General features: G+C 63.0%; 15 protein-coding genes. 8 read left to right on the forward strand and 7 right to left on the reverse strand.

Going from position 1 to position 18,135, the window contains the following annotated elements; genetic code table 11:
* The first annotated feature begins 399 nt into the window (after positions 1-399).
* Positions 400-1,080: a class II aldolase/adducin family protein gene (locus tag F3J17_RS05725; protein ID WP_167054764.1), complete on the forward strand. Its 681-nt coding sequence runs from the start codon at positions 400-402 to the stop codon at positions 1,078-1,080.
* A 108-nt stretch (positions 1,081-1,188) separates the two neighbouring features.
* Positions 1,189-2,355, forward strand: a complete 1,167-nt coding sequence (locus F3J17_RS05730) for a sigma 54-interacting transcriptional regulator (protein WP_167054766.1) — start codon at positions 1,189-1,191, stop codon at positions 2,353-2,355.
* Here the strand turns inward: F3J17_RS05730 and F3J17_RS05735 are convergent.
* From F3J17_RS05735 to F3J17_RS05750, 4 genes are read right to left on the reverse strand one after another with little or no spacing between them, the layout of a single operon-like run.
* Positions 2,346-3,128: an ABC transporter permease gene (locus tag F3J17_RS05735; protein WP_167054768.1), complete on the reverse strand. Its 783-nt coding sequence runs from the start codon at positions 3,126-3,128 to the stop codon at positions 2,346-2,348. The genes F3J17_RS05730 and F3J17_RS05735 overlap by 10 nt on opposite strands.
* A gap of 47 nt (positions 3,129-3,175) precedes the next feature.
* Positions 3,176-3,997 (reverse strand): ABC transporter permease, encoded by an 822-nt coding sequence (locus tag F3J17_RS05740; RefSeq protein ID WP_240160818.1) that lies wholly within the window; start codon positions 3,995-3,997, stop codon positions 3,176-3,178.
* Positions 3,998-4,010: 13 nt separating this feature from the next.
* Positions 4,011-5,126, reverse strand: a complete 1,116-nt coding sequence (locus F3J17_RS05745) for a PhnD/SsuA/transferrin family substrate-binding protein (protein WP_167054770.1) — start codon at positions 5,124-5,126, stop codon at positions 4,011-4,013.
* A 40-nt stretch (positions 5,127-5,166) separates the two neighbouring features.
* Positions 5,167-6,243: an ABC transporter substrate-binding protein gene (locus F3J17_RS05750; protein ID WP_167054772.1), complete on the reverse strand. Its 1,077-nt coding sequence runs from the start codon at positions 6,241-6,243 to the stop codon at positions 5,167-5,169.
* 446 nt (positions 6,244-6,689) lie between these two features.
* Here F3J17_RS05750 and F3J17_RS05755 point away from each other — a divergent pair, with 446 nt between their 5' ends.
* The 3 genes from F3J17_RS05755 (at position 6,690) to F3J17_RS05765 (ending at position 11,534) form a co-directional block, all read left to right on the forward strand.
* Positions 6,690-7,862: an LLM class flavin-dependent oxidoreductase gene (locus F3J17_RS05755; RefSeq protein WP_167054774.1), complete on the forward strand. Its 1,173-nt coding sequence runs from the start codon at positions 6,690-6,692 to the stop codon at positions 7,860-7,862.
* A gap of 28 nt (positions 7,863-7,890) precedes the next feature.
* Positions 7,891-8,985: an ABC transporter substrate-binding protein gene (locus tag F3J17_RS05760; RefSeq protein WP_167054776.1), complete on the forward strand. Its 1,095-nt coding sequence runs from the start codon at positions 7,891-7,893 to the stop codon at positions 8,983-8,985.
* Positions 8,986-9,239: 254 nt separating this feature from the next.
* The gene (locus F3J17_RS05765) at positions 9,240-11,534 is read left to right on the forward strand and encodes a TonB-dependent receptor (protein WP_167054778.1); all 2,295 of its coding nucleotides are present in this window, start codon (positions 9,240-9,242) and stop codon (positions 11,532-11,534) included.
* Between the two features lie 170 nt (positions 11,535-11,704).
* On the opposite strand, the gene F3J17_RS05770 is transcribed toward F3J17_RS05765, so the two are convergent.
* From F3J17_RS05770 to F3J17_RS05780, 3 genes are all read right to left on the reverse strand, one after another.
* The gene (locus F3J17_RS05770; protein WP_167054780.1) at positions 11,705-12,703 is read right to left on the reverse strand and encodes an aliphatic sulfonate ABC transporter substrate-binding protein; all 999 of its coding nucleotides are present in this window, start codon (positions 12,701-12,703) and stop codon (positions 11,705-11,707) included.
* Between the two features lie 331 nt (positions 12,704-13,034).
* Positions 13,035-13,598, reverse strand: coding sequence for an alkyl hydroperoxide reductase subunit C (gene ahpC / locus F3J17_RS05775; protein ID WP_167054786.1), 564 nt, complete (start codon positions 13,596-13,598; stop codon positions 13,035-13,037).
* 197 nt (positions 13,599-13,795) lie between these two features.
* Entirely contained in the window at positions 13,796-14,023 is a 228-nt protein-coding gene (locus F3J17_RS05780; protein ID WP_167054788.1) for a MetQ/NlpA family ABC transporter substrate-binding protein, read from the reverse strand.
* Positions 14,024-14,189: 166 nt separating this feature from the next.
* On the opposite strand from F3J17_RS05780, the gene F3J17_RS05785 reads away from it, so the two are divergent.
* From F3J17_RS05785 to F3J17_RS05800, 3 genes are all read left to right on the forward strand, one after another.
* Entirely contained in the window at positions 14,190-15,425 is a 1,236-nt protein-coding gene (locus F3J17_RS05785; RefSeq protein ID WP_167054790.1) for an acyl-CoA dehydrogenase family protein, read from the forward strand.
* A 28-nt stretch (positions 15,426-15,453) separates the two neighbouring features.
* Positions 15,454-16,806 carry an LLM class flavin-dependent oxidoreductase gene (locus tag F3J17_RS05790; RefSeq protein WP_167054792.1) on the forward strand — a complete coding sequence of 451 codons (1,353 nt, stop codon included), beginning with the start codon at positions 15,454-15,456 and terminating at the stop codon, positions 16,804-16,806.
* Between the two features lie 315 nt (positions 16,807-17,121).
* Complete coding sequence (locus tag F3J17_RS05800) at positions 17,122-18,117, forward strand: ABC transporter substrate-binding protein (protein WP_167054794.1); 996 nt, start codon at positions 17,122-17,124, stop codon at positions 18,115-18,117.
* Positions 18,118-18,135: the final 18 nt, after the last annotated feature.

Here is an 18,135-nt window from a genome sequence, read left to right on the forward strand (position 1 = left end):
TCGCGCAAGCGATGCGATCCTTGCAAGTTCCGAACCATCCGCATGGTGGTGGGCAGCGTTTTGACTGCGACGTCCTGCGCGGTTGGTGGCTCAAGCGCGCCGACGCGTGCGACCGACGAGCCATTGGCATTGATTGTCCTGCTCGTATTGCGGCGCTGGCAGCAAGACATTCGGTGAGATTGTTGAGTACGCAGCAATCGCGGCTCACTCCATGGGTGTTCACACGGCAGTCACGAGACATGCCTGAGAGACCGCGTGGTCCAGATAGCTTGCTTGGGCTTGCGAATCGCGGTTGCAGTCAGCCATTGGCATGCTTGCTGCTAATTCAGCCCATAGCGGCGCAATACCACTGAGCTTCGCAAAGCGCCCGGACTCCACTCCACATCGTAAGGACACCGCATGTCTGCTACATCCGCTATCGCTTCATTCGAACTCGTCGCTCAGGTCGAGCGCGCCACGCGCGATTTCACACAAGCCGCCAAGGTACTGCGCGAAACTGGCACACTATCGGCCACCAACACGTTTCAGGCCTATCTGCGCGTGCCCGGCGCGCAGGCGGTGATCGCACTCGGCGCGCCTTCGCCCTGGGCGCACACGCAAACTGTGCAGGCCGATGTGGTCGGCTTCGACGGCACGGTGCTGCTCGGCCAGCCGCGTGCGGCAGGGCAAGGCCCGCGATACGCCGAACTCTTTCGCGAAGCGCCTGAGGTGGATGTGGTGATCCACGTCCACGGCCCGTATCTGGGCGCATGGGCCAGCGCCCATCGCGCCTTGCCGATTCGCTACGCGCCCGCACAGCGCTTCACGCGTGCGCGTGAAATCCCCATCTATATCGACCGTCTCCCCGGCGAGCCGCGCTTCATCCTCGACACGATCCGCCGCGACGCGAATATCCCCGCCATTCTCGAAGCGAACGGCGGCGCGACCTTCTGGGGCAAAGATATTCTCGAAGTGTCGAAATACATCCTGATCCTCGAAGAGGGCGCGCGCTTCCAGGCCCTCGCGGAGCCGTTGGGTGGTTCGCAGGAATTCGGCCCCGGCACGATCGAGCAGCAATGGAAGATGACGGGACTCGCCTGATCCGCGTCTATCCTGCCCGCGTTATACCGTTAGCTCGATGAATTGGTTCTCGCTGCGCGGCGTGCTTGCTATCGTCGGATTCCATCCATTCGTCCCGCTGGCCGCGCCATGGCAGTCTTCAGTTTCGCCGATCCCACTTCGCACGCGATCACGGTGCGCGCGAAGGCGCTCACCTTCGACGATCCGAAATCGCGCGTGCTGCTCGAACGTGTGCAACTCGTCGCGCCGAGCGACGCTACCGTGCTCGTCACGGGCGAGAGCGGCACGGGCAAGGAACTGATTGCGCGGCTCGTGCATTCGTTGAGCGAGCGGCGCGATGGGCCGTTCGTCGCCATCAATTGCGGCGCGTTCTCGGAGACGCTGATCGAAAGCGAGTTGTTCGGCCATGAACGCGGCGCCTTTACAGGCGCAGTGGCGAGTCAGCCGGGCTGGTTCGAATCCGCCAATCGCGGCACGCTCTTTCTCGACGAGGTGGGCGATCTGCCGCTGGCGGCACAGGTCAAACTGCTGCGCGTGCTGCAGGAGCGCGAGGTGGTGCCGGTGGGATCGCGCAAGCCTGTCAAGATCGACGTGCGCCTCGTGGCGGCCACCAACGTTAATCTGGAAGCGGCGGTGCGCGCGGGCAATTTCCGCGAAGACCTGTATTACCGGCTCAATGTCGTCAAATTGAGCCTGTTGCCGCTGCGCGAGCGGCCCGGCGATATTGCGCCGCTCATCGACCACTTTCTCGAACGCTATTCAAAGCGTCTGCGCGGCGCGCCGCCCGTGCTGACCGAAGCGGCGCTCGCGCGGCTTCACGCACACTCGTGGCCAGGCAATATCCGCGAACTGGAAAACGTGATCCATCATGCTGTGCTGGTGAGCACGGGCGGTGCGATCGATGTGGCGGATCTGCAGTTTTCGGCGCTCGCGCTGGCGCATCCGGCCGAAGACGTGATTCAGGCTGCTTCCGGCAATGCTGGTGTGACCGCACGGCGCCCGCGCGATATCGGAGAAGCGAGCGAGGCTTTGCGTGCTTCGCTCGTGGATCTGCTTGATTTCGGCGCACCGCATCTGTGGCAGCACATCGAAGAAGCGGTTTATCGCACGGTGTTTGAATACAGCGACAACAATCAGTTGCGGACTTCGCGGCTGCTCGACCTGTCGCGCAATATCGTGCGCGCGCGGCTCGCGCAACTCGGGCTACTCAAGCTGCGCGATACCAGCGAGGCCGATACCGAACCGAACGATGCAGCGGGCGAAAACGCTGAACCCGCTGCACGCCGTCAGGCCTGATCACGCCAGCGCAACACGCGCTTTGCCACGCGCTCGCACAGCGCGCTCATCGCCACCGCCAGTGCCGTCACACCGAGCACGCAGACCATCAACACATCCACGCGCGCGCCCGCCTGGGCGTTCTGCATCAGATTGCCGACACCGGCGCCCGCATTGAACAACAATTCGCTCGTCGTCGCGGTGATCCACGCAATCGGCACGGCCTGGAGCAGTCCGGCGAACAGATCGGGCAGCATGGCGGGCGCAAGCAGATCGCGCAGCCATGCCACGCGCGTCAGTTCATAGGACTGCGCAAGTTCGAAGAAGCGGCGGTCGATGCGGCGCAGCGCGTCGAAGCTGGCGGTTGTCATCGGATAGAGCGCGGCGAGGGCAATCACGAAAGTCTTGGCGAAATCGCCACTGCCCACCCACAGACTCAGGAGTGGAATCAGCCCAAGCAGCGGCACATAACGCAAACCCTGAAACAGCGGTTGGAAGAGCCGCTGTAGCAGCGGCGAGAGCGCCATGCCCATGCCCAGCGCGACGCCACCCAGCGAGCCGCAGACAAGGCCGATACAGGTGCGCCGCAGACTCGCGCCCAGATCGATAAAAAGCTCGCCGCTACGCGCGAGTTCGATGCAGGCGCTGGCAATCTGGCCAAGCGGTACGAAGGCATATTGATTCGACTCGTCGTGCAAGGCGGTGGCCTGCCACGCGAGCAGCAGCGCGATCGGCAGGACCAGACCGCGCGCTCGCTGGCGCAGCGTCGGAGTGGCAGAAACAGAATGGGTCATGAGGCAAGCGCCTTTAGCGTGGATTAGCGCGGTAAAGAAAATCGGCATCATTGCCAGCGCGTCAACCAGCGCTGCGTAAGGGAAAGCGCCTGGTCGAGTGCGAAGCCAATCAGACCGATCACGAACACATCGACGAGCACGACGTCGATGCGCAGCATCTGCCGCGCCATCTCCATCATTTCGCCGATGCCGCTATCGGCCGCGAGCAGTTCGACGGCGACGAGCGCCAGCCACGCACGCGCAAGCGCGATCCGCACGGCGGTGAGCATCGCGGCGAGCGCGGCGGGCACGAGCACTTCGCGCAGCAGCGCCGCGCGTCCCAGACCATAGTGGCGCGCCATTTCGATGAGATCGCGCGGCGCGTCGCGTACGCCGCCCTGCGTGCCTAGCGCGATGGGAAAGAACACCGCTTTGGCGACGATCACCACCTTCAGCGCTTCGTCGATGCCGATCAGCAGGATCAGCACGGGAATCAGCGTGAGCGTGGGGACCTGCCGCAACAGGTTAAAGAGCGGCTGCACGTAATCGGCGAACGTGCGGCTGCGCGCGAGCAGCAGGCCGCACAGCGCGCCGCTCGACGCGCCCCAGCCGAACCCCACTGCAAGCCGATGCAGCGTTATGCCGAGGTTCTGCTGCAGTTCGCCGTCGCGCCACAGGGCGAACGCTGTGTCATAGACGCGCTGCGGCGAGACCAGCAACTGGGCGCTGACCCACGCATGCGCGCTTGCAATCCACCACAGCGCGCCAATGGCAAGTGGCGCGGCCCACCATTGTGCGAATCCCGCCAGGCGCGCCAGTAGCATCAGCGCGCGGGTGGGGCGGGCGTTGCGTTCGGGCGTGGGCAACGCAAGGGCAAATGGGCGCGTCATAGGTCGTGCTTCCTCACTGCTTCGCAACGTTTGTCGCGTCGCTGCTCCAGTAGTTGTCGAGCTTGAGCGATTTGAGCGAGTTCGCAACGAATTGCGGCGCCAGCAGACTGTTCACATCCACGGGAGTCGACGCCAGACGCGCCTGGGCGCTATAGGCGGCCACGTCGCGGTAGTGCGCGCTCAGGGCGGGCGTGAAGAGTGGCGCCCATTGCTGCTTCCATGCAGTCTGCTCGCCGTCGTACTCGCGTCGGATCACACTCTCGGGCTGGCCCGAGGCGCTCAGGATCTTCACGAAGGCATCGCGGTTCTGCGGCTGCGAGATCCACCATGCGGCGCGCACGTAGGCATCCGCGACGATCTGCGTGATGTCCGGATGTTGCGCGACGAAGCGCGCGTCGCCCCAAAGCTCGGCGCGCATCTTCCAGTCGTCCGGTGCGTTCTTCGTCGACCAGATGATCTTGCCGACGTGCTTGTCGGCCAGCGACCACGCGTCGGCAAGCGTGAAGAAACCATCCACGCGGCCCGCTGCGACGGCTGCAGCGCCCGCTTGAGGATCGAGATTGAAGATGCGGAAATCCGACAGCTTCAGACCGTTTGCGGCCAGCAACTTGTTGAACGACACCTCCCAGGGACGCCCGCGATTGAGCGCGATACGCTTGCCTTTGAGATCAAGGATCGATTTCGCGCTGGAATTCTCGGGCACCACGAGATAGGTGTTGCTGCCCACGCCGCCCGGCACGATCAGCTTCGTGCGCGTGCCGGCTGCATTGGCCACCACGGAGGGCAGGTCGCCATAACCGGCGAAATCGATTGTGCCGCTCGCAAAGCCTTCATTGACCAGTGTGCCGACGGCTGCCGTGGAAACCGGCACCCATTGAAGCTTGATATGGCGTGCGGCAAGCGCGTTTTTGAGCGATTTATCCGCATCGATCAGGGCGGAGGCGCCAGCGTACTGCGTCTTGCCGCCGCTAGACCAGGCGACTACGGCGATGCGCACGACTTGCGGCGTGTCCTGCGCCATCGCGCTCACAGGCGCGGCGGCGGCGAGCGAAAGCCCAAGTGCTGCTGCAAAGGCGATTTTCAGGCGCCGCTTCGCGGCGTGCAGCGATAGAGCCAAAGTGTGATTCATGATGGAGGCGCGAAAGGTGACGATTCGAGGTGGCGTACGCTCAGGCGTGCTTGCGCAGCGCCGGTTGGAGTACGGCATTCAGCGGGCGTGGATCGATCCAGTCGTTCACGTCGAAATCGGCTTCCAGACAGTCCCACTCGTGGAGAAAGTCCTTGAACTCTGCGAGCTCCTCGATGGATTCCGGCTCCAGATTGATGCCCAGATGGTGGTGCACATTCGGGCCATAGGCCGCGTGCACCCATTCCACCGATGACGCCGTTTCCTGCGCCACGTAGTCGGCGGTTTCGTCCGGATGGGCGCGCGCCCATTCGCCCGCATCGACCACGAGCTTGAGAAAGCCCTCGACGATATCGGGATGCTGGGCCAGCACATCGGCGTTCACCGTCAGCGGGCGCGGCGTGCCGTTGTTGTTGCGGATGCGCGGCTCGGGATGAAAGCCGATGTCGATCACCACGTGCGCGCCGATCAGTTGGGCGATTTCCAGACCCGTCGAGCCTTTCACGTAAATCGCGTCGACTTCGCCGCGCAGCAGTGCGGCCGCTTCGGCGGCATAAAGCGAGCGGCTGTTGAAGCCTTCCGGCGACGCTGCGCGAGTGGCTTCGTTCTGGGTTTCAACCGACTGCAGCGTGCGCGCCGCGATCTCGACCAGTTCGACATCGCGCGTAGTCAGACCTTCCAGACTCAACGCGTTGACGAAGCCACGTAGCGCGGAGGCTCTGAAGATGTCGATGCGGTCGCTGCGGCGGCGCGGAATCGCGATGCGCCGGCCGCGCAGCGCCGCAACGCTGCGAATACCCGTTGCGGGCAGGGTCAGAATCAACTGGCTTTCATCGACCCAGGACAGGCCGATCACGCGCGTCCTCGCGCCGTTCGAGCGCGCCCAGATCGCGGGAATGCTGCCGCCCTGGCGAAACGACTGCGCCAGCGTATGGTCGCTGATCGACGAATGATCGTGTTGGGCCGAATCGCGCAGCGACCGGATGGCGACGCCGTCAGCCGACAGTTCGCCGTTGAGCCAGCCGAGATGCACGGCGATGCCGAGTGGTGTCGGCACCGGCGAACGGGCATACCAGAGCGGCTGGGAGAGTGCCGATGACGAATCGGACTTGCTTGTCATGTGTGATTTCCGTATCGAGGTCGCTTAAGAAGCCCGCGCGAGATGCTTTCTGGCCGCGCCGAGCCGCGAGAGTCAATGCAAGTTCCAGACCAGCAACGCGAGAAGACGTGGGTCGCGCCTGACCGCGCGGCATTACGCCTGCAAGCCGCTGCGGCTATGCCATGAGAAGTGGTGCGTTGCGAGCCAGCAGGTGTTGCGCCTGCAGCAGCACAACGGGGCGCTGTTGCGCAGGCAACAACGGGCTCTGCTCGCCGAGCTACACCTGAGTGCGCTGACACGCACTGCCCAATCGCGCTTAACCCTGCCCATACGGCCCGATGCGCGAGCCTGCCGCATGACGCGAACGCGATTGGCATAACCCGTGCTTTAGCTGAACGATTGCGAGTCCTGGTTACGCGCTGGCCGCGTGCCGCCTCGCGAGCTTCGTTCACAAGGAGAACAGAACAATGGCTGTGGAATTTCTGTGGCGCTTGCCGATGCATGGCGACGGGCGCCGCGCACACGATCTTCACACGCGCGGAGAATGGAATCGCCAGCAGGGCGCGCGCGTCGCGCCGAAGATCGATTCGGACGATTTCGGCTATATCGACTATCTCTCGCAGGTCGCACGCGCGGCCGATATCGCGGGCTTTCATGGCGCGCTGATTCCGATCTTCCGCTTTACGGAAGAGCCGTGGGTGGTGGCCGCCGCGCTCGCGCGTGAGACGCGCAATCTGCGTTTGCTGATCGCGCTGCAGCCGTGCTTCGTGCATCCCGCTTACGCCGCGCAAATGGCTGCGAGCCTGCAGCGCATTAGTCGGGGCCGTGTGGAGTGGAATGTCATCACGGGCGGCGGTGGCGCGGATCAGCGCGCCTACGGCGATTTTATCGACCACGACAGCCGCTATGCGCGCACCGATGAGTTCCTGCAGGTGGTGAAGGGATACTCAGCGGGTAGTGGTTTTAACTTCGACGGGCGCTTCTACCAGATCGAAGACGGCGGCCTGTTGCCGCCGCTTGCCAGCCAGCCTGTGCCGCGCATTTATCTTGCCGGTGCGAGCGACGCGGCGCTGGGCGTGGCGGCGCGCCATGGCGACGTGCATCTGAGCTGGGGCGAGCCGCTCGCGAAGCAGAAGGAAGTGATCGACAAGGCGCGCCGCGTGCTCGACGCGCAGAACGCCGAGCGTGATCTGCGTTTTGGTATGCGTATCGACGTGCTCGCGCGTGAGACTGAGGAGCAGGCGTGGGCCGAACTGCGCCAGATGTTCGCGACCGTGAACGACACCACACGACAGGGCCATTCGCGCAGGACCAGCGGCTTCGGCGATTCGGAATCGGTGGGCGGCCAGCGGCAGTTCGCGCTGCATCAGGGCAAGACACAGCATTTCGACGATCTGATTGTCGGCCCGAATCTGTGGGCCGGCATGTCGCAGATTCGCGGCGGTCCCGGCTGCGTGATCGTCGGCAGCCACGAGCAGGTGGCGCAACGGCTTGCCGAGTATGTGGATATCGGCGTGTCGACCTTTATCCTCGCGAGCAATCCGCATCTGGAAGAGGCGTATCGCGTGGGCGAAGAAGTGCTGCCCCTGGTGGCCGGCGCGCAAGATGAAGTTCGCACGCGTGGTGCGCTGCGTGCTTGAATAACAGTAAAATAAAGAGGAATCCAGAATGACGATTACGCATGGCGACAAGAGCGCTTATCAAGAAGCACAGCCACCTGCGCTGGACAAGCTCTGGTATACGCGCTGTCCAGTGCCGACAGCGCTGGGTATTGCTGTGCATCGCGGCTGGTTCGACGACGAATTCGGCGCGGACGGCATCTCGCTCGGCTCGTTGCAGGAAATCGACGCCGCAGACAAACGTGAATCGCACTTCGATCACAGCCTGCCGCATTCGTTTCGGCAGGGCGGCAACATACCGGCGCTGTGGGCGCGCTCGCGCGGCGCGCGGACCCGCGTGATTGGTTTGTCGTGGACCAATGAGTTTCAGGCCATCGTCACGCTGCGGGGCAGTGGCATCACACAGCCGCGCGAATTGCGCGGACGTCGTCTGGGTTTGCCGCGTCACGGCATCAGCATCGACTTCTGGCGCGCGGCGGCGCTCAAGGGCTTCTTGAGTGCGCTGGAACTGGAAGGGTTGGGCTATGCCGACGCGCAGTGGGTCGACCTGCCTGAGCCGCAAGAGCAGGAAGCCGCCCGCCGCCGACGCGATCCCCAGGCGCGTACGCTCGCCGAACTTGGCCCGCATGAATATGCGCTCGAAGTCGGCGCGCTGCTTCGGGGCGACGTGGACGCGGTCTTCGTGAAAGGCGTGGCGGGTCTTGCGACTGTGCATCTGATCGACGCAGAAGTGGTTACCGACCTCGGCTCGCACCCCGATCCGCTCGTGCGCATCGGCAACGGTACGCCGCGAACGCTCACCGTGGACCAGGCGTTGATCGATGCACGGCCTGATCTGGTCGAACGTTTCCTGGGCGTGGTAGTGAGCGCAGGCGAATGGGCTACGCGCAATGCTGCGCAGACCGTCGCCTATATCGGCCGGGAAACACGCGCCTCCGATGAATGGGTACGTCATGCGTATGGCGATCAGGTCAATCGGCATCTTGAGACCGGTCTTGCCCAGACTTCCATCGACGGGCTGGTAGCGTTCAAGGATTTTCTGTTCGAATGGGGATTTCTCGAACAGGATTTCGATGCGCGCGCATGGATCGATGCTGGCCCGCTCGAACGCGTGGATCCTGGCCGCTACGGCTGGGCATCCTGATCACGACGGTCTCGCCCTCTGCAAACGCGCCATACCCGGCGCGTTTTTTTTTGGTTGATACAGCGCGGCCGTTGTTGCACACGCAGCACCCGCGCATCAGATTGCGTGCGCATCAGCAGTAACGAAAGTGGTTAGGGGCTGAAATCCCTTGAAATAAGGCACTTTCATCGTTGGCATTCCTTTTGCATTGTTCTGATCGCATGCGCGACGCGGGGTCGCGATGGAAAGATAAACAGATCAGGATTACGAAATCAATGTTCAAGAAAAAAACACTGGTCGTCGCACTGGGCGGTTTGTTGGGGGGCTCTTTATTTGCAGCTCCCGCGTGGGCGGAAGTCGCTGCGCAGCAAGCGGCCTCTGCCGACGCGAACGCGCAGGGGAATGCGGATGCAACGGGCAAGGACAAGGCAAAGCCTGCAGAGGCGAAGCTCGATACCGTAACTGTCACGGCGCGGCGGCGCAAGGAAAGCATTCAGGACGTCCCGGTGGCCGTGACGGCCATCAGTGGCGACGCTATCAAGCGCAATGAGCTACGTGTGATCAACGACATCACGAAATACGTGCCGAACTTCGCGGGTCTTTCGACGGAAGGCCGCGAACGACCGCGCTGGTTTTTACGCGGCGTGGGCAGCAATGATCCTTCTGATCTCTCGCTGAGCCCGATCGGCGTCTATTTCGACGATGTCTATATTAATAGCGTCTTCGGTCAGGGCTTCCCGCTGTTCGACCTCGACCATATCGAGGTGCTACGCGGCCCGCAAGGCACGCTCTGGGGCAAGAATACGATTGGCGGCGCAGTGAGCATCACTTCGCAAAAGCCGACTTTCGACTACAGCGGCTACGGCAAGCTCGGTTTCAGCCAGTACGACACCAAACTGGTCGAAGCAGCAGTGGGCGGACCGATCGGCAATAACGACGTGCTTGCCGCGCGGGTGTCGGTCTATCACGAGAACGGCGATAGCTACTTCACCAATGCGTTTTCGGGCGACCGCTTCGGTGGCTTTCATGACAATGCGGTGCGCTTCCAGTTGCTCGCCGTGCCCACGTCGAATGCGGATTTCCTGCTCAACGTGCACGCGCGCAACTATACCGGCGGCGGCGATCCGTGGCACGCGCAAGGCACGGGAACAGGCGGAACGAATTCGTTTGGCTTCGTCGGTTCCAGCGATCCCTATACGGTGTCGCTCAATGCGCCGTCGAGCGATCACATCGCAACTTATGGCGGGTCATTGACCGCCCACTGGCATATCAACCCGGCCTTGACGCTCACTTCGATCACCGCGCTCGAAGGGCTCAACCGCTGGTATCAGGACGACGAGGACTACTCGCCCTATGATGCGGCCCGCTCGCACGATACGTTGGCGTCGCACCAGTTCTCGCAGGAATTCCGGTTGGAGTCGCCGCAAACCGATCGCTTGAGCTGGATCGCGGGCGCGCATTTCTTCACCGAAGAACTGAGCGAGGAAAGCGCAGGCGCAGGCTTGCCCGACGCGCCGGGCGGACCTTCATCGACGTACTATCATGTTGCCGACATCACCCAGCACACCCAAAGCGCGGCAATATTCGGCAGCGTGAAATATCGCTTTACGAGCCGCTTTAACGTAACGGCGGGGCTGCGCTATACAGTCGAGCGCAAGAACATCAATCTCACCGGTCTGGAGAACGACGGTCCGGTCACGTGGAGCGATACAGCAAGCTGGTGGTCGCCTTCTTCGGTTACGTCGCCGCTGGCAGTGAGCGCGCGGCAGAACCAGACCAACACCTGGCGCGCGCCCACATGGGACCTCACGCCGGAATACGCGATTTCCAGCAATGTGCGCGCGTATTTCCGCTATGCGCGAGGCTTTCGCTCAGGCGGCTACAACGGCAACGCGTACACGCAGAGCACGGTTTCGACGGTTCAGCCTGAATACCTGACCGATTATGAAGCGGGTATCAAGAGTGAATGGTTCGACAAGCGGCTGATCGCAAATGTGAGCGTGTTTCACTACGATTATCGCGACATTCAAGTGTTCGCGCTTGCACCTAACCCGCTGGGCGGTTCGCCGGTTTCCACCTTGTCGAATGCCGGTCAGGGCCGTGCGGACGGTTTTGAGCTGGAGCTGAAAGCGCAGCCGATCAACAGCCTCTATCTGTTCGCCAATCTCGGGCTGCTTAACACGCGCTATACGAAGTTCGACTATGTGCCTACGGCAGTGGGGAATTCGTTCGCGCGCTCGCCGCACACGACCTTCAATGCGGGTGGCGAATATCGCTTGCCATTCGATATCGGCACCTTTGCGCTGGGCGGCGACGTGAACTATCAGAGTCTGCAGTTCTACAGCGCGACGCGGCAGACCTATCCGGAACTGTGGCAAGGCGGCTATACGCTGCTGAACGCGCATATCTCGTGGACTTCGCCTGACCAAAAATACATGCTGACGGGCTACGTGACGAATCTCACCAACAAGGTCTACAAGAAACTCGGCCTGTTGCCGTCCTATGGCGCGTATCCGGTTCTGTATGGGGACCCGCGCGTTGTGGGGGTAACGTTTACCGCGAAAATCTGATCGAGGTGGACGGACGCGAAGGCATCGGGAGATGCCTTCGCAACGTAGGTGGAAGGGAAATTCGATCGATGGTGTCGCCGATCACGTGCGCTAGTGGCGTGATCGCCCGAGCCGGGATTGCGCCGTAGAGTAAGTCGACAGGCCTGGCACTTCGTCTCTGGGCGGATCGCTCAAGCGCCGATCGGCACCGCGCGTTTCTGGGCGAAATCCCAGCGGTCCGCGCGTGCCGTGTCCACGGCCGAAGGCAGCAGATGCGCGTTGAGGAACGCATCGGCAATGGTCTGCTGCTCGCCAAAGTTCGACGGCGTCACTTCGCGCACCAGATAGCTGCGGCGTGTGTTGGCTCGCTCGATCGTTGAGGCGTCAAGCCCCCAGATCGGCGCAAGCAGGCGTGCCGCATCATGAGGCGCACTGCGTACCCACTCGCCAGCCGTACGCAGCTGATCGTAGATCACCGCGATGACGCCCGGTTGCGCTTCGGCGAACCGGGTTGAGGCGAGGTAATAGCGCTGGTAGGCGGCAAGACCATCGCCGTTGGCGAGAATGCGAACATCGGATTGCTGATCCACTGACGCTACATAGGGATCCCAGGTCACCCATGCGTCGACGCTGCCATGCTCGAACGCTGCTCGCCCATCGGCGGGTGTCAGGTAGTGAATACGCACGCCATCCGCCGGGATGCCGGCGCGTGCAAGCGCCGCGAGCAGCAGGTAGTGGCTGCCCGCCGCCTTGGTCACGGCAATGTCCTTGCCACGCAGATCGCCGAGCGTATGCAGCGCGCCATCGCGTTTGACGATGATGGCCTGAGCGCCAGGCGAGGGCGCCTCCTGTGCCACATAGACGAAGCGCGCATGCGCGGCCTGCGCAAAGATCGGGACGGTGTCGGCAACGTCCGCGCTGAAGTCGACGGCCTCCGCATTGAGCGCTTCGGTAAGCGGGAGACCGCTCGCGAACTCGCTCCAACTCACTTTGATGCCCAGTGGTGCGAGCGCAGTTTCGAGCTTGCCTTGCGCCTTCAAGACGGTAATCAGTGTCGACGACTTCTGGTAGCCGATACGAAGGGTCGTCGGCTGGGCGCTGGATTGGGCCGCGAATGCCAGCCGGGTGGCGGCCGCAGCGCCGAGCACCGATGTATGGATGAGCAGTTTACGGCGCGCAGGTGAGAACATGGGAAATTCGCAGCAATGGCAGCAATGTTAAAAACGCCAAGGCTAGCCGTCGATGTCGTCACGGACAACGAAGAGATCGTGCTAAGGATTCTTGTGGGGACGCATTGACGGCGGTTTTGGCCTCGCTCAAGCGATGGTGCGAGGCAGTCTGATGCAATGCGTCGAGGGCGTGCAGAGCGGCCGTGTGTTTCGCGTCGGCCATTGACGGATCGACTGGCTGCGCGCGATTTTCCAAAAGAACGAAACGTCATAGGGTTATTCGCGCGCAACCTAACCCATCCGATCGCATGAGCACGATCGGATAGACGCTCCCACGCGCGGCCGCGCGCCTTTAGATCTTGCCGACCAGATCCAGCGACGGCGTCAGGGTTTGCGCGCCCGGCGTCCACTTCGCCGGGCAGACTTCACCAGGATGCGAGGCGACGTATTGCGCGGCCTGCACCTTGCGCAGCAGTTCTTTCGCATCACGGCCAATGCCGTTGTCATGCACTTCGTACAGCTTGATCTTGCCTTCCGGGTCGATCAGGAAGGTGCCGCGCAGCGCCAGGCCTTCTTCCTCGATCAACACCTCGAAATTGCGCGCAAGGGTCGCGGTCGGATCGCCAACCAGCGGGTATTGCACCTTCGCAATGGTGTCCGAAGTGTCGTGCCAGGCTTTGTGGGTGAAATGCGTATCGGTGGAAACGCCGTAGATTTCCACGCCGAGTTTCTGGAACTCCGCATAGTGATCGGCAAGATCGCCCAGTTCGGTGGGGCAGACGAAGGTGAAATCGGCGGGGTAGAACACCACCACCGACCATTTGCCCTTGAAATTTTCGTCGCTGACGGGAACGAACTTGCCGCCGTGGTAGGCCGTGGATTTGAAAGGCTTGACCTGCGTGTTGATGAGCGACATAGGATTTCCTTGAAGTGATCCGGCGGCGGATAGCAGCCGGATGAATTGGTGCCCGATACTTGATCGGGCGGTAGTCAACACAGAGACTAGTCGAGCAGGATGGCCGCCGGAAGCGATCTCTTCTTGGATCGAATCCGCGCATGCAGAAAAGCCGCCTATTGGGGAATCGCGCGATTTACGCTGGTTTTCGAGCCGGATCAGCGCGGGAAATAATCCGGCAGGCGATAGCCCTGGTAGGTGGTGTTGCGCAAGATCGCAGTTCGGAATTCATCGGCGCGATAGGCCGCAACGATATCGGCGGTCTCTTGCGCATTGCGGTTCGCCGCTTTGATGACCACCTGATTCACATAAGGCGATTGTATGCGTTCGAGCGCCAGGGCTTCGGTCAGGCGGTGGCCGCGCGAAATGGCGACCGAAAACTGCAATAGTTTTATGCAAAAGCGTTTTATGCAAAAGCGCTTGCGCTTCGCGCCTGCCAACGCAGACGCACGAATAACAAAAGTCGAATTCCGTGGTTAGTCGCGCACAAGCCGCTCCTTATACTTTTTCCGATGATTTTTCCGATCAGATACCGTGAAAAAGGAAAACTGGATGTCCGCGCTTCCCAATGAACGACCGGTTCGCAATCTCGCCGCCGATCCCAGCTTGCAGGCCGCGTTGGCCGATCTGCCTGCGCTCGCGCAGAAAATCGGCAAGGAAGCGGCGGCACGCGAAAGTCGTCGCGAACTGCCCTTCGAAGGCTTCGAGGCGTTCCGACGCTCGGGGCTGGGACGCCTGAGATTGCCGGTGGAATGGGGCGGTCTGGGTGGTTCGCTGCTGGACGAATTCGAGGTGATCTCGACCCTCGCCGCCGCCGACAGCAACCTCGCGCATGCCTTGCGCATTCACTACGACCAGACCGAAGCGCTGCTGCTGTCGGCGCGCACGCGCTTCAACGAATTACAGATCCGGCGCGTGATCGACGGGGCCATCTTTGGCGGCGCGTCGACCGAACTGGGAACCGCGCGCCCCGGCGAGTACACCACCACGCTACGACGCGATGGCGAACATTACCGGCTCGATGGCCGCAAATATTATTCGACGGGCACCGCGTTTTCCGACTATGCGCGCCTGAACGTCCTGAACGACGAGGGCGAGGCCGTAGTGGTGATCGTGCCCACCGGTCGCGAGGGTTTTACGGTGCTCGACGACTGGGACGGCATGGGACAGCGCATGACCGCGAGCGGCAGTCTGGTGTTCGAGAACCTGCTGGTGCATGCCGACGAGATCACGGCGCGCACGCTGCACACGCTCACCGGGCGTCATGGCGGCGCGCTGCGTCAGCTGCATCTGGTGGCCGTGGCGGCGGGCATCGTGCGCAATGTGGTCGCGGATGCGAAGCGCTATGTGCTGGAGCACGGTCGCCCCGTGCTGCACAGCCCGGCGCCAAGCGCGCGCGAGGATGCCTTTATCCAGCAGGTGGTGGGCACGCTGTCCGCGCATAGCCACGCGATCGATGCGCTGGTGCGCGAAAACGCCCGCACGCTGGACCGGTCGGCGCAGGCTATCCGCGCGGGCGCGCCCGATGCGGATGCGCTCGTGCTCGAAGGGGCGCTGGCGACAGCGCGCACGCAGATCGTGGTGAGCAAGCTGGCGCTGGAGGCCGGCGAGCGCCTGTTCGAAGCGGGCGGTGCTTCCGCTACTTCGCGCGCGCACAATTTCGACCGGCACTGGCGCAATCTGCGCACAATCTTCAGTCACAACCCGCTGTTGCATAAGGCGCGCGTGGTGGGCGATTACGTCCTGAACGACGTGACCACGCACCTCACCGAAGGCCGCGTGTTCTAGAAGTCATGACAGAGGGAGTGTCCAGGCGATGAGCCAAACCTCGGCCAGCAGTGCGCCGCGCCGCCTGCATCTGAACGTCAATATCCTGCACTCGGGCTTCGTGCCGTCGGCATGGCGTCTCGACGACGCCGATCCGCGTGCATTCATCGACGTCGCGCACTACGTGCGGGTCGCGCAACTCGCCGAAAGCGCGAAGTTCGACGCCGTGTTTCTCGCCGATAACGCCGCCATCATCGACCAGATCGACTTCCGCCCTATCACGGCGCTCGAACCCACGGTGCTGCTGGCCAGCATCGCGGCGGCCACCACGCATATCGGCGTGATCGGCACGGCGTCGACGAGCTATAACGAGCCTTACAACATCGCGCGCCGCTTCGCCACGCTCGATCACGTGAGCCGCGGGCGCGCAGGCTGGAACGTGGTGACGACCGCCGATCTGCCGTCGGCGCGCAATTTCGGTCACGACACCGTGCCCGATCATGCGCAGCGTTATGCGCGCGCGGCGGAGTTCACAGAGCTGGTAAAGGCGCTGTGGGATAGCTGGGACGATGACGCCTTCATTGGCGACAAGGCGAGCGGCCGCTTTATCGACGTGACGAAAGTGCGGCCGGTGGCGCACGAAGGGCGCTTCTTCAAGGTGCAGGGGCCGCTGAACCTGCCGCGTCCGCCGCAAGGGCATCCGGTACTGGTGCAGGCGGGAGGATCGGGCGATGGGCGCGATCTCGCGGCGCGCCACGCGGAGGCGGTGTTTTCCGCGTCGCAGTCGTTCGAGGAATCGGCGGCATACCGGCGCGACCTCAATGCGCGGGCCGCCGCGTATGGGCGCGCTCAGGGCGTGCAGGTGCTGGCGGGCCTCACGACCATCATCGGCGCGACCGAGGCCGAGGCGCTGCGCCGACGCGACGAACTGATCGAGCAGATTCCCTGGCGCTACAGCCTCACACGGCTGGCCGGCATCCTGGGCATCTCACCCGATCAACTCGAACTGGACGCGCGTCTGCCGGAAAATCTCGCGCTGCCCAACGGCGGCAACGGCAACCATACCTTCTTTCACGCCACGCTGGCCGAGGCGCGCCGCGGCGGCCACACGGTGCGCGAACTGATCCGCACGCTCGCGGGCGGCGGTGGCCATCGTGTGATCGTCGGTACGCCTGAGCAGATTGCCGACGATATCGAGCACTGGTTCAAGGGCGAGGCCGCCGATGGCTTCAATCTCATGCCCGACGCGCTGCCGGACGGCCTGGAGGCGTTCGTGAGCGGAGTGGTGCCGATCCTGCAGCGACGCGGCCTGTTTCGGACCGAATACGAAGGCCACACCTTGCGCTCGCATCTGGGCCTCGATCGGCCGGGCGTACGCGTTTTGGAGCCTGCTGCGGGCTAGCGCTCGCTCGGCACTTTCGCCGCCAGAGGCATTGTGGCGAGGCTGTCTGCCAGCACCTTCCGGCTGGTGGTCGATGGCCTGATGCTGTCTTCCTGTCTGTCGCTGCGTTGGAACACAGGACGATAAATGCAGCATGCGCTGCATTTCCGCCGTCACCAGCGCGATCCGTTCTGGACACGCCGACGGCACCGGCGTTCCAAAACACGAAACTATGCGGATGTTAAATGATCGAGTGAGATAAACATATAAAAATTGAATAATTCACAGTGCCAGGGTTCGCCGCTAGTCTTGCGTCCATAACGCTAGCGAGGACCTATGGCACGCTCCAGTTCTACATCGTTTCGTCTGCGCCGGCGGCTGCTCGGCGCGTTTGCTGCAACGCCGGTTGCGGCGCTGGGCGCTGCGGGCGCGGCGTACGCCGCCAGCGCCCCGGATCTAACGGGCCTCACGCTCGTGTTGGGCGATCAGGCGGGCGGTCTGCGTGCGCTGGCCGAAGCCTCGCGCGTGCTGGACGGCACGCCGTATACGTATCGCTGGGCCAATTTCCAGGGGGCCGCGCCGCTGTTCGAGGCGCAGCGCGCCAATGCTGTCGATATCGCGCCCGCTGGCGATCTGCCCGTGCTGGCGGCGGCAACGGGCGATCCGTCGCTGCGCATCGTTGCCACGCGCGTGGGTTCGCCCACGCAACTGGGCATTCTCGTGCCTCAGCATTCGACGATCAGCAGCGTTGCGCAACTCAAGGGGCGCACGGTGTTCGTGTCGTCGGCGCGCGGCAGTATTTCGGAGTACCAACTCGACGGCGCGCTCGCGGAAGCGGGCATTTCGCGCGCGGATATCCAGATACGCTACATCCTGCCGGTGGACGCATTTGCTGCGTTTACCTCCGGCTCGATTGAAGCGTGGGCCACTTTCGATCCGTACTACGGTATCGCGGCGTCGCGCGGTGGGCGCGTGCTGCGCGACGGTAGCGGCATCAACAGCGGACTCGGTTTCATCACGGCCTCGGGCGCGGCGCATGCCAATCCGCTCAAACGCGCCGCCATCGCGGACGTGCTGCTGCGTCTGCAACGTGCGGGCGACTGGGCGCTCGCTCATCCGCAAGCTTATGCCGAGGTTTATAGCAAGCTCACGCGCACGCCGCCCGACACCGCACTCACCATCACGCAGCGCGCGTCGCTCAGACAACGCTTCGTCACGGCTGCCGATATCGCCACGCTACAGAAAGTCGCCGACGTAGCCGTGCGCGACGGCATTCTGCCGCGCGCGCTCGATGTTGCGTCGCTGGCCGATACGCACATCGGCGTCGCCTGATCGAGCATTCGGAGTCCA

Source organism: Burkholderia sp. Ax-1719 (genome assembly GCF_011753055.1).
GTDB lineage: Bacteria > Pseudomonadota > Gammaproteobacteria > Burkholderiales > Burkholderiaceae > Paraburkholderia.